Origin of the sequence: Sulfurimonas sp. ST-27, assembly GCF_048081595.1 — a bacterium.
GTDB lineage: Bacteria > Campylobacterota > Campylobacteria > Campylobacterales > Sulfurimonadaceae > Sulfurimonas > Sulfurimonas hydrogeniphila.
Genome location: NZ_CP182226.1, coordinates 383,369 through 395,702, shown reverse-complemented (window position 1 = coordinate 395,702; position 12,334 = coordinate 383,369). Strand labels below are relative to the sequence as shown.

The following is a 12,334-nucleotide window of genomic DNA, read 5'->3' as shown; positions in this document are numbered from 1 at the left end:
TAGCCTCCTATATGCGGAGCTCTGTTTTCCCTGCTTATTTGGAATCCTTATCTTATAAATAATAATATAAAATGCTAATAATAATAATTCGCAAATTCAACTAGATGAAAGAAAATAGTCTTAAGATTAAAACATAGTTACTAAGCTTAACTGCGTGTTAGGGCATTTCGATGTAATTTATCGAAACTTTTTCGTATTCGTACTAAATAAGGAGGTAACAATGTTAAAAAAAGTAACAGAAGGTCCGGCTGGGTATATGCCTCAATCGGCACCATATATGGGAGTTGAACTTGCACCTGAAGGGCAGGCTTTGCTTTATGGAAATAAAGTAAGTGAAGAAGAGGCTATGAGAGATGCAGCAAGAGCATTGCTGACTCGAGATAACCCGACAATTTTCCCTGGTCCACAAGTATTATGGGACTGGAAAGATGATGTAGCTGCAAAAGCAGAAGCGCTTTTAGAGCTGGCGTCTGAAATTCCAAACTGTAAAATTATTCCAATGCCGGATTACAGACCAAAGTATCCAAAAATCGATGTGAAGGCAGAGATTAATCCTAATCACCCTAACCTGACGATTTTGGATAACAAGATCAAAGCGTGTGTTTTTGTCGGTGTACACTGTCACTATGCAAATCTTACTCTTAGAATGATACGTGCAGGTACTGACTGCTACACTGTAGCATTATGTGCCTATATGGGTCATGAAGAGGCTATGGCATCAATCAGAGACCTTCATGCAGACGATATTCACAAATTTAAAGAAATTGTGATTGAAGAAAGAAACAAACTAGGCATTGAGTGGGAAACTACTTTACCACCTGAAAATCCATCTTTACCTAAAGAAGATTTGACTACATTATCACCTGCTGATTATGGTGAGTACAGAAGTCTCATCATGACAAGAAAAGGTGAACATGTTACTGAAGTTGAATAAAGGAGATAATCAATGAGTCCAAATCCAGAAAAAAAATTAGAAAAAACATTAGTAGATATTAACTATCTGTTAAAAGAAGCTCCGAGAGAAAAGCACTTTATCACAGGTGCGCAGGCAATGGCAGAAGCTGTTAAAAGAGCAAGTGTTGATATGGCAATCGCCTACCCTATTACACCACAGTCAGAGGTAATGCACCTTGTAGGTGACATATATGCGCAAGGCCACATTAAAGAGTACTACAGAGCTGAAGAAGAGCTTGGTACCATGTCTGCTATTGCAGGTGCTGCAAGAGCGGGTGTACGTCTTTTTACAGCTACTTCAGGACCGGGACTGCTTCGCGGTTTGGAAGCTATTGTTTCTTGGCCAGGTCACCGTGTTCCGGCTGTCCTTGGAATATTGACACGTGTTATCAATGCACCATTGTCTATTCAGCCTGATAATATCGAAATGGCATATATGATGCATTGTGGTGCCGTAATGTTACATGCTGAAAACCAGCAGGACACATTTGACTTCACTTTGGCAGCCTTTGCTATTGCTGAAAAAGTTGATGTATACATTCCTGTTGCAGTTGCTACTGAAGGTTTCTTCGTAACACACGCAAAAGGTTATGTTGACATGACTCCGGAAGATATGGCACTGATTGAATTTGATCCGGTAGCCGCACCGGTTCCTGCGATGGACAATGAAACTCCACCTGCAAGAATCCAGCGTGATGCTCCTGTTCAAAAGTCAAACTTTATGTCTTACCTGATTCATGCTGTATGGCAACAGGAAATCTGGGATTCAAACAAACGTGCAATGAAATATATCTATGAATATCTTGGCGGACCGATTGAAGTGAAAAATCCTGAGTCTGAAGTATTCCTTATCGCTTCTGGCTGTGCAGCTGCACAGGCAAGAGAAGCATGGAGATATGCACAGGAAGCAGGTTTAAGCGTCGGTTTAATCAAAGTAAGAGCTATCAGACCGTTCCCGATTGATGAGATCAGAGATGCAGTGAAAAATGCAAAATCTATCATCGTCCCTGAACACAATATTATCGGCTGGTTATGTAAAGAAGTAAAAGCGGCGATTCCAAATGGCGGAATTGTTACAGAGGGACCAAGAGTATACGGTGGTATGACACTTCCGGTTGAGTTGATTATGAAAGAAATTCATAACTCACTTGGCTTAGAATACGACCTAAAACTATAAAAAGGAGATAAAATGAGTTTAAAATATATAACTCCGGCAGAGAGATTTAAAAAATATCTACCAAAAGATTATGTAGAGCTAGTTGACTACGGTCCGTTTGGAAAAACACAAGAAGAAGCCGGACCAGGTAATATGGGGCAGTTTAAAGAGCTCGTTGAAGAGCATCCGATGTGTTCTGGTTGTTGGATGGCATACTATATCAGACTGATTTTTGCTTCACTTCCAAATCCGGAAGATACAGTAACACTGGGTACAGCCGGTTGTGGCCGTTTGGCTATTTCTCAGGCTGCGGTACCGTTTATCTATGGTAACTACGGTGACCAAAATGCTATGGCATCCGGATTGACACGTGCGTTCAGATTACGTTTCCCTGACAAAACAAAAGATGTTATTACTATTGCCGGTGACGGCGGTACTATGGATATCGGTTTTTCTATGACTATGCACTCATGGATTCGTGGCGAAAAATTCACGACTATCATGCTTGACAATGAAGTTTATGGAAATACAGGCGGACAATCATCTGGTATGTCTCCAAAAGGTGCTGTTCTTAAAATGGCTCCAAAAGGGAAAGACTTCGGCAAAATGCCTGCAACAGAGCTTGCCAGAGCAGCCGGTTGTGTCTATACTGTAAGAATGTCTCCGACAAACATCAAAAAAGCGGCTAAGATTATCAGACGTGCAATCTTTGTTGCAAGAGAAGTCGGACCGACATTTATTCATGCTTATACATCATGTAATATTGAATACTCTATTCCTACACATGAAGTGTTTGCTGATGCAAAAGCACAGGAAAAAGATCGTTTTACATTTGAAGAATACATGACTGATGAAGCAAAAGAAGTCATCGAACGTGTAGAAGCTGAAGAAAAAGCAGCAAGAATGGCAAGAAAAGCTCAAAAAACAGAGGCGGTAAATTAATATGGCTGATAAAACAAGAAAAAAAAGATATAACATACGTATTTCAGGGCTAGGCGGACAAGGTGTTGTAACTACAGCACACATCCTTGGTTCAACAATGGATAATGCAGGTCAATATGCATCTTTGGTACCGTTTTTTGGTTCTGAAAAAAGAATGGCACCTGTTGAGGCTTATGTAAGAGCTTCAACAGAGCCGATTTATGAAGTTGGTGAAGTTGTATATCCTGATATTATCATGATTTACCACTCACAGGTTGTAACACACGGTAAGTCTTATACAATGCCGTTTTATACAGGTCTTAAGCCTGACAGTTTGATTATTATCAACTCTGAAGTAAATGTACTTGATGAAGATGATGTAAAAGTTTTAAAAGACTTAAGAGCTACTGTTGTTCAGTTTGATGCAACAAAACTTGCACTTGATACGGCAGGAACAGAGCTGGCAACAAATATGGCAATGATGGGTATGATGCTTGGACTTATAAACCTTGTCAGTATTGAAAACATTGAAACAGCGGTAAAAGAGAGATTCCTGGGAACATCATTTGTATCTTCAGGCGGTACAGCGATGCTTGACTCTGCAATAGAGAAAAAGTTTAAGAAAAAAGAAGAGTTACTCCAAAAAAATATGGATGTAATCAGCAAGACTTTTGAAATGGCAAATTCTATCGATTTGGATACTGCTGATTTAATTATTAAGTTCGACATATAAAAGGATAATAAATGTATTATGTAGCAAAAGTTAATTCTGACATGTGTGCCGAGTACAAGTGTAATACCTGTACTCTGTATTGCCCGGAAGCCAATACACTCATGTTTGATAAAAGCGGAAATACATCTTGGGTTGATGTAGACAGATGTAAAGGGTGTGCATTATGTGTGTACGTATGTACTGATATGCTCAATCGTGATTGTATTACGATGGAAATGCCTAACGTCGAAGCAGTATAATTTCTGTATATATAGGTCATCCTTTAGGGATGGCTTATACCCTCTTAAAATTTAAAAAATCTTTTATTATTTATCCAATTCCTTATAAAAAGTTACTTTTAGACAATAATGTTAAAATAATATAATTAAAAATCAAAAGGACCATAGTGGAAGTTTCAGTAAAAAAAATCGATGATATTAACTTTATCTTGAGTGGTACGATCGAAAACAATATAATAGAAAACAAAGTGGCAGAATTTAAAGAAAAATTAACACAAAAGACAAATAACGAGACGTCAAAAAGTGAAAATATTGAGCAGGAAGCAGCAGGCGAAGTTTTCAAAGAGTTCATCAATACCGGCATCAAAAAAGCAAATATAGACATAGATACTATTTTGGGACAACCGCTCCTGAAAAAATATGAACAGCAGGAGAACAATGTCTACTTCGAGGTCGCGCTCTCAACAAGTCCTCAAATCAATACAGATATAGACTATAACGATATCATCCCCGACTTCACAAAGCCAAAAGCCAATCCTGCAGCAGTGGAGGCCAAACTTCAGGAGTTTGCACAACAGCAGGCTCCCTTTACCAAAATAGACAAACCGCGGGCAGTAAAAGCAGGTGATGTTGCTGTCATCGACTTTGCCGGTTCTATTGATGGAAAACCGTTTGAAGGCGGCAGTGCAGAAAAATTCAACCTGAAAATCGGCTCCCAATCATTTATTCCTGGTTTTGAAGAACAGATAATCGGAATGGAGTATGGCGAGGAGAGAACCATTACCGTAACCTTTCCGGCAGACTACCAGGCAGAAGATCTGGCAGGAAAAGAGACTAAATTTGCTGTCAAACTTCATGAAATTCAACAGCAGGAAGCCCAAACACCCGATGATGCTTTTGCCCAAAAAATTCTAAGCGATCCCTCTGCAACGCTTGACACACTCAAAGAAAAATTTGCAGACCAGATTATATCCGAAGAACTTTCAAAACTGTATATGCAGGAGCTTAAGCCAAAGATAATAAATGCTTTAATTGAAAAATTTGATTTCACGCTGCCTGAGAATATCGTCGAGCAGGAGATAGATGCAAAAGTACGCGAAAAAACAAAAAGCTACACAGAAGAAGAGCACAAACAGTTCCTTGAAGACAAAGAGAAATTTCTTCAGCTAAGAGAATCTGTACGTGAAGATGCGAAAAGAGTTGTAAAAACTGCCCTTATCGTTGAAGCTTTGGCAAAAAAAGAAGGAATAGATGTTCATATACAGGAAGTGCATGCCGCACTGGGCTATCAGGCAATGATGACAGGCCAGGATGCCCAGGAACTTGTAAAGTACTATGAAGAGAACAATCTTATGACATCTGCCAAAATGGGTCTTACCGAAGATAAACTTTTTGGAAAACTCCTGGGATTTCATAATCAGTAAAAATCCAATGATTCAAAAAATCTGGGACTGGGCTGATAAAAACAATATATCCGATTTAGAGTGGATAGCGCATGATTCCTATCTCAAAGGTGGCTATTTCAGAGGACTTCCGAGAGACAAAGAGTCATTGCTCGGACTGCAGGAGCTCAATCTTCTTGGCAGTCAGCTTTCAGACTTGCCGCCGGAAATAGCCTGTCTTAAGAATTTAAAAAAACTTTATATGCTGGGAAACCGGTTGAGGAAACTGCCCCCGGAGACAGGTCTTCTGACACAGCTTGAAGAACTTTATCTTGCAGGGAATCAATTGGAAGAACTGCCAAAAGAGATAGGGTCTTTAAAAAATCTGAAACTTCTTCTTTTGCAGGAAAACAGACTCTCAGGCATACCAAGAGAGATCGCTTCGCTCAAAAATTTAAAAACATTGGAACTGGGCGCAAATCAGCTTTCATCCCTTCCTGCTGAAATCGGACAATTGACAAATTTAACCAAGTTGACTTTCTGGAAGAATCGGCTGAGCACCCTGCCTGACGAGATTGAAAATCTGCTAAACCTGGAAGAGCTGGACTTCACTTACAACAGGCTTTCATTAACCCAAGGGCATGCCCAGTGGCTGGACAGGCTTATGCAAAAAGGCTGTTGTGTTTCTATATAAACAGGTGGCTCTTGTCAGGATTTTTTTCCTGATATTTGACAATATACGAACATTGCGCCACAGCTTTTTTATTCTCTTTTTCTATCTCTTTGAGCACATCTTCAAGCAAAGCTTTTGCAAGACCTTTTCCCGCCAGCTCTTGCGGTACAATAGTATGTGTCAAGTGCATCTTGCCATCCTGATCATCATATGTTATATAAGCCACATGTCCCTCTATATGGTATTCGTATCTGCACTCATCTGGATTGTGAATTAAAGTATTTGACATCTCTTTTCCTTTTTTTCCTATAATTTTATCATGCTAAATTTAAAAAGAAACTACCCTGTCAATTACATAAATTTCACAACCTTTATATAAGCCTAAGAAATGAAGATGTTTTCTTCTTTAACTTCAAATTACTGTAGTTTTATCTAAAATACAAAAAAATTATTGTGAGGTACTGATTATATGGCTACTCAAGAAACAAAACGGTATATGGAAATGCAAATGCAGGAGCTTAAAGAAGCCTGTGCCGCAAATGAAGAAGAAAAAAAACCTGCTCCAAAAAAAGCAAACAACAATAGGGACAAAAATGCTGAAATTGCAAAACTCTATGAAGATGCAGCCGAGTATGAAGAAGATTTAAAAGGCTTTCAAGAAGAACTTGAAATAGTCAATGCAAATGAATTTAAAGATATTCCCGACTTGTTAAAAGAAAAATTCTCAACACAGGAGAGAGACTATGCACAAGAGATAAGAACTCTTTTGGAAGCTACATGGGCACACTATGTAAATGTGGAAAAAACACATCCTCAGGAGCAGCTTGATATTATAAAAACAACTGCGTTACATGAAATTGTCACAGCACTTGCCAAAGCCTACCCTGATTATGAAGGTGATTTTGAGTCAGATATAAAAGAGATACTTGTCAAGAGATGGGAAATGCTCATAGCAATCAAAAAAGAGCATATCAAAGAAGAGATAGCAGAAATCAAAATATTAGGTCTTAAGCCGAATTATGTCCAAAGAATTTATAAACAGTTTCATGGCATAGAATAAGAAAATATGATGTAAGAGCAGTTTTTCGTTTTTTACACACTTTTGTCATGTTTCAGAAAAAGAGTTCTCATATCTGCATGGATACTGTTAACTTTGCTATAATTAAGTACCTATCCAAAAGAAACACCAAAAAAAGTAAAAGAAGAATGGTGCGAGTGCAAGGCAGATTTTTGATAGACTAGCCGTAGCTAATCTGATGAAATCTAACGAAGTCAATCGTGCCATTATTCTTTTACCCAAAGGGAGAGCTAAAAAAGAAGTATCTACTTCGTTAAAACCCCTTGAAGCTACTAGTAGCTCCTACGGAGTTTTGCCTTGTACCTACTACTTTTTTAATTCTCTTTTTTTGGTGTTTCTTTTGGATAGGTACTTATTCTATAGACGATATTATTTCAGGAGAGTTTGTTATGGACGCAGTAACGAAAGAAAAATTAGAAAAAGTTGTTACACTGGTAAACAAAGCGATGGTAGATCCGGATATAGATATTGATTATTGTATACCCGGTGTTGAAACAACGGTAAAAGAGTGTGATGTATCAGAAACCCCTTTTGTATTAGTTACCTATGTTTTGGGTGATTACAACAAACATACACGTAAAATTCATTTGGATGCAACCTTATTGCGGGAAACACCCGAGGAGATCGCCAACAGAATAACATTTTCCATTGAAGAGTTCAAAGGTGAAATAGATTCTGTAGAGATGGGCTGATGCCCTCTCTGTTTTTTATTTTACAGTAAAAGGAATTTCATCCAGTGAAAAATCTTTTAATTTGGAAGTTATCCATTCATACTCTTGAGAATTTTCATTGACATAAAAATAAAGTGCTCCGCCGTCTTCGTCATTTTGGACAAGAATATTACTCTCGTTTTGCAACTCCCAGGCAGCCAAGCCTTCATATTGTGTGAACTCTTTTGCAAGCACATAGCTTTGCAGTGTTATTCCCTTTTCCAGTGAATAAAAAAGAAATCTTTTCGAAGCGATATCTGAAACTTTGACAGGAACAGATGCATTTAAATTAAATATTTTATACTCAAAAGCATCCAATAATTCGGACAAAAACTCTTGACTCCATGCCATAACTTTTTTCATACATTGAGAAGTTTCAGGATCTAAATTGTCTCTGTCCAAATAAAATGTATTATAATCCTTACAGATATTACTGTATTCAATGCCAATGCCTATTTTTTTCAAACTAAACTTCTTTTACCACTTTTACATCATTTCCGACTGCAATTCCGCCGTATTCAAGAGGCGTTACAAAAAGACCGCGTTTTCCTTTTATCAGTGCAGGAAGTTCAGGAGCGAATGCATACAGATACCGGTAATCTTCACACGGCCCGTTAACTTCAAAAAGCATCTCGCCGATCTCTATTATCGAACCTTTGTTGAGATGATACAGGTCAACATCCACATAAATATCTTCCATTAAAAGTCCTCTTTCAAACACAAGTTCTGCATCTTCTATGATGTCATAACTTTTTTTTGAAACCAAAACCATTGGCTTCACTTCACCGTTGTCATAGTCTCTGCTCCCAACAATTCCGTTCTCATCGCAATCAAAGTCTTCACATTTCATACGATGCCCCGCACGCATCATATCAGGCATCGTCACAAACAACGATAATACTTTTCCCTCTGTCATTTCTTATCCTTCATATCATTATAAAATTTTAATGATAGTAACATAATTTGTCTGTAGCCTTATTACTAATTTTAATTAGATAAATAAAATAATAATAGATAAATTCTCTACTGCGTGCTGTAAATAAGTATATATCCGACCAAAAGCCCGCCAAAAGTTCCTATCAAATACCCCATTATTGCCATCAGTACACCTATACTTACAAGTGCTTTGTTGTAAGTTGCCGCAAGAATTGGTGCCGAAGCCACACCGCCTATGTTTGCCAGAGAGGCAACCGAGATACTGAATAAATCGAGCTTGAATATTTTTGCCCCTGCCACCATTATCAATGCATGCACAAGCAAGACGGCAAAACCGGCAAAAACATACATGCCAAGACCACTGAAGCTTTCTATGACAGCACGAGAACCTATCAGTGCTATTAAAATATAGAGCATGGTTGTTGCCACTTCGTTTGAACCGTTTATAAACCGTAATTTTGTAAAAGAGCCGAGCACCCCTAAGAGTGTGGAAAAAACAACAATACTTGTCGTTGTATTGAGTATCACCAATTTTTCGGCTATTATCTGAGAAAACAGAGATGCTCCGAGTGCCAGAAGAATTAGGAGCCAGTATCTTTTGGCACCCACAGAACAGGCACAACCGATTTTATCCAGATAGGCAAGTTTTTCTTCACTCTTTGTAAACCTGTTGAATATTTTTGCAAAAGGGACCAAAAAAAGCAAGAGCATCACCCATACAGTATAATTGACACTGTCCACAACAAGAGCATAGGCAAAGGCATCTTCACTTACATGTAAAGCACTTCCGACAGCGATCATATTTGCCGTACCTCCCATCCAACTCCCTGCGAGTGCGCCAAATGCTGCTGCTGTTTCTTTGTCAAACCCAAACAAATATGCAACGACTATAAAGGCAAAAGCAATGGAAAAAACAGCTAAAACATAAGCGATTAAAAGCGATTTTCTGAGCTTGAAAAAATGCTTAAAATCCACTTCCAGAAGCATCAAAAAAAGCATTGCCGGCAGCAGATTCGTTTTTGTCAGTCTGTAGACAGCTGTAATCTCCTGATTTTGCGCAAACACTCCCGAAGAGGCAAGCAGCATAGAAAAAGCATATATCAGCACAACAACAGGAATATACTCGAAAAATTTGTGTTTTGTTTTGATTTGTGCAAAGCTGAGTGCTGTTACAAGTAAAGCAAGTGTAAAAAGATATATCAAAGGAGAGTCAATCAAAGCTTTAACCTACTTTTTCATTAGTATATCATATAATAGCGACATGGTAAATCAAAGCAAATTAGCCTGGGGTAAAACCTCATTGCCATTAAGTTGAGAAAATTAATGCTTTCTCGGAACCGGTACTTCAGTGCCGGCTGAAAGTGGCAAGACTATTGCAACAGCCGGCACTGAAGTACCGGTTCCAAATAAATGCTTAACTTAATGGCAGTGAGGTTTTAACCTAGGTTCCAATATGCTTTATAATATAATTAAAAGTGAAACTCTGATGGCAAAAAAATATGTGATTTTAGATACAGAAACAACAGGTACAGATGAAGAAGACAGAATAATTCAACTCGGTTATATGGTTTTAGGCACAAAAGAGATAGAAGTGCATAACGAATTTTGTTCTGCTGATATTGCTATAAAATACGGTGCGATGGAAGTGCATGGGATTACACCTGATTTGATTGAAGGCAAGCCGCCTTGTGTAGAGACACAGACATACAAAAGACTTCTTGAATTAAATACTGCAGAGAATTATCTCATCATTCACAATGCCCCTTTTGATATAACAATGCTCGAAAAAGAAGGCTTTGTAACACAGATGAAAGTTATAGATACGCTAAGGGTTGCAAAACATGTTATGCCGGATGAAGAGGCGCACAGACTGCAGTATTTTCGCTATAAAATGGAACTCTATAAAGAAGAAGAAAAAGAGGCCGAGGCACTTGGCATCGTTGTCAAGGCCCATGATGCCATCGGTGATGTCCTTGTCTTGAAACTCTTTCTCTCTAAACTCAAAGATATTGTCCAAGAACAGTTTCCAAATGAAAATCCTGTTGAAAAGATGGTCGATTTAACCAACACTCCTATTTTGGTACAAACATTCAGATTTGGAAAACACAAAGGCAAAAGTCTTGAAGAAGTTGCAAGTGAAGATGCAGGATATCTGCGATGGATGTTGAAGAATATGGAAAATATTGATGAAGATCTGCGCTACTCTATCAACTACTACCTGGAGTCATAAATCCAAACAGTATAAACAGAAAAAAAGCAATAAAACCGCTTATAAGCGCATAAGGGAGTTGTGTCTTTACATGTTCGATTACCTCACAATCACTTGCCAAAGAGGAGATAATTGTCGTATCAGAAATAGGAGAACAGTGATCCCCAAAAACACCGCCGCTGATAACCGCTCCTATTGCCAAAGCCACATCAGCATCCATCCCAACAGCCATCGGTACGGCTATGGGTATCATAATGCTGAAAGTACCCCAGGATGTTCCTGTGGAAAAGGAGATGATGCTGCTGAGCAAAAATATCACACCGCTTAAAAGAAACAGACTCAGAGACTCATTGGCAAGTGAAGCCAGATACTCCCCTGTTTTCAAGTCAACCGTTACTTCTCCTATAGCAAAAGCAAAAAGCAGTATCACAGCAATCGGAAAAAGTTTTTTGGCGCCAATGTAAGCGCTTTTTGTATAAGTTTTTACAGACATGTTTTTTGTCCCGACATAATAGAGAAACATTACACTCAAAGTAGCAAGCATTGTATAGTAAATAGAAGTCGAACCGCTTCCTTTGAGCATATTGCCCTCTCCCGTTATGTATAAGAATACAAACACAAATGCAATCATCAAAAAGATCGGGATAAGCATATAATTCATACTCACATGCGCGTTTACATGTAAAGCAGTTTTGGCTAAAGACAGCTTGGCATGTTTCATCGCGCCAATGTCAATATTAAACCAAACAGCCAAAAAAGTAACAATTAAAGCACTCATGGCATAAAAATTATACATGACGCTATGGAGTAATAAATTTACATTATCACCTTCTATGATGCCTGTTTGTATTTGCGTCGCAATCAGTCCGAGTAAAAGCGCACCCCAGCCGTTAAGAACAATTAAAGAGCTGACAGGCGCAGAAGTGGAGTCACAGACAAAAGCCAGTTTGGCATGCGGCACTTTTTCTTTGTCGCAAAGCGGTCTGCCGACAGCTCCTGCTATTAAAGAGGTTATAGAAGATTCTATAAAAATCAATACACCGATAAAATAACTGACAAGCAAAGCGGAACGGGGAGAATTGACAAGTCTTGTTTTTTGGGTCATAAAAGAGACAAATCCGTTAATGCCTCCGCTTTTTTGCATCAACTCCATAACGCTTCCGACAAGCACTGCAAAAGCCAGTGTCTTAAGTATCCACCCTTCACTTAACAAAGAGAAAAAAAGTGCAACGAGAGCATCAGCCGTTGCAAGGAATGAAAAACCATGCAGAAAAAAAAGTCCTAAAAATATACCGCCAGATAAAGAGAGTACAATATTTTTGGTATAGAGCGCCAAAATAATGGCTAACAAAGAAGGGAGAACC

The 12,334-nt window shown here is 38.5% G+C and carries 14 protein-coding genes; 9 read left to right on the top strand and 5 right to left on the bottom strand.

Annotation, left to right across the window (positions count from 1 at the left end):
* Positions 1-220: 220 nt before the first annotated feature.
* From ACM66U_RS02135 to ACM66U_RS02110, 6 genes are all read left to right on the top strand, one after another.
* Entirely contained in the window at positions 221-934 is a 714-nt protein-coding gene (locus ACM66U_RS02135) for a carbon monoxide dehydrogenase beta subunit family protein (RefSeq protein WP_151901049.1), read from the top strand.
* A gap of 12 nt (positions 935-946) precedes the next feature.
* Entirely contained in the window at positions 947-2,131 is a 1,185-nt protein-coding gene (locus ACM66U_RS02130; RefSeq protein WP_346389314.1) for a transketolase C-terminal domain-containing protein, read from the top strand.
* A gap of 12 nt (positions 2,132-2,143) precedes the next feature.
* Positions 2,144-3,052 carry a thiamine pyrophosphate-dependent enzyme gene (locus tag ACM66U_RS02125; RefSeq protein ID WP_346389313.1) on the top strand — a complete coding sequence of 303 codons (909 nt, stop codon included), beginning with the start codon at positions 2,144-2,146 and terminating at the stop codon, positions 3,050-3,052.
* A 1-nt stretch (position 3,053) separates the two neighbouring features.
* Positions 3,054-3,764 (top strand): 2-oxoacid:acceptor oxidoreductase family protein, encoded by a 711-nt coding sequence (locus ACM66U_RS02120; RefSeq protein ID WP_151901052.1) that lies wholly within the window; start codon positions 3,054-3,056, stop codon positions 3,762-3,764.
* Positions 3,765-4,149: 385 nt separating this feature from the next.
* Positions 4,150-5,406: a trigger factor gene (gene tig, locus ACM66U_RS02115; protein WP_418641019.1), complete on the top strand. Its 1,257-nt coding sequence runs from the start codon at positions 4,150-4,152 to the stop codon at positions 5,404-5,406.
* Positions 5,375-6,058 (top strand): leucine-rich repeat domain-containing protein, encoded by a 684-nt coding sequence (locus ACM66U_RS02110; RefSeq protein WP_418641018.1) that lies wholly within the window; start codon positions 5,375-5,377, stop codon positions 6,056-6,058. The genes tig and ACM66U_RS02110 overlap by 32 nt, the downstream gene beginning before the upstream one ends.
* On the opposite strand, the gene ACM66U_RS02105 is transcribed toward ACM66U_RS02110, so the two are convergent.
* Positions 6,051-6,326, bottom strand: coding sequence for a GNAT family N-acetyltransferase (locus ACM66U_RS02105; RefSeq protein WP_346389311.1), 276 nt, complete (start codon positions 6,324-6,326; stop codon positions 6,051-6,053). The two genes, ACM66U_RS02110 and ACM66U_RS02105, sit on opposite strands and share 8 nt — an antisense overlap.
* A 180-nt stretch (positions 6,327-6,506) precedes the next feature.
* On the opposite strand from ACM66U_RS02105, the gene ACM66U_RS02100 reads away from it, so the two are divergent.
* Together ACM66U_RS02100 and ACM66U_RS02095 are read left to right on the top strand one after the other, a co-directional pair.
* Entirely contained in the window at positions 6,507-7,097 is a 591-nt protein-coding gene (locus ACM66U_RS02100) for a hypothetical protein (RefSeq protein WP_418641017.1), read from the top strand.
* A gap of 407 nt (positions 7,098-7,504) precedes the next feature.
* Complete coding sequence (locus tag ACM66U_RS02095; protein ID WP_151901058.1) at positions 7,505-7,807, top strand: hypothetical protein; 303 nt, start codon at positions 7,505-7,507, stop codon at positions 7,805-7,807.
* 15 nt (positions 7,808-7,822) lie between these two features.
* On the opposite strand, the gene ACM66U_RS02090 is transcribed toward ACM66U_RS02095, so the two are convergent.
* The 3 genes from ACM66U_RS02090 to ACM66U_RS02080 all read right to left on the bottom strand — a co-directional run bounded on the left by ACM66U_RS02090 (position 7,823) and on the right by ACM66U_RS02080 (position 9,979).
* On the bottom strand, positions 7,823-8,290 hold the full coding sequence (locus ACM66U_RS02090; RefSeq protein ID WP_151901059.1) for a hypothetical protein: 468 nt from the start codon (positions 8,288-8,290) through the stop codon (positions 7,823-7,825).
* Between the two features lies 1 nt (position 8,291).
* Positions 8,292-8,741: a hypothetical protein gene (locus ACM66U_RS02085; protein WP_151901060.1), complete on the bottom strand. Its 450-nt coding sequence runs from the start codon at positions 8,739-8,741 to the stop codon at positions 8,292-8,294.
* Between the two features lie 107 nt (positions 8,742-8,848).
* Positions 8,849-9,979, bottom strand: coding sequence for a DUF819 domain-containing protein (locus tag ACM66U_RS02080; protein ID WP_151901061.1), 1,131 nt, complete (start codon positions 9,977-9,979; stop codon positions 8,849-8,851).
* Positions 9,980-10,247: 268 nt separating this feature from the next.
* On the opposite strand from ACM66U_RS02080, the gene ACM66U_RS02075 reads away from it, so the two are divergent.
* Positions 10,248-10,991: an exonuclease domain-containing protein gene (locus ACM66U_RS02075; RefSeq protein WP_418641424.1), complete on the top strand. Its 744-nt coding sequence runs from the start codon at positions 10,248-10,250 to the stop codon at positions 10,989-10,991.
* Here ACM66U_RS02075 and ACM66U_RS02070 read toward each other — a convergent pair.
* Positions 10,969-12,321, bottom strand: a complete 1,353-nt coding sequence (locus ACM66U_RS02070; protein WP_418641016.1) for a Na+/H+ antiporter NhaC family protein — start codon at positions 12,319-12,321, stop codon at positions 10,969-10,971. The two genes, ACM66U_RS02075 and ACM66U_RS02070, sit on opposite strands and share 23 nt — an antisense overlap.
* Positions 12,322-12,334: the final 13 nt, after the last annotated feature.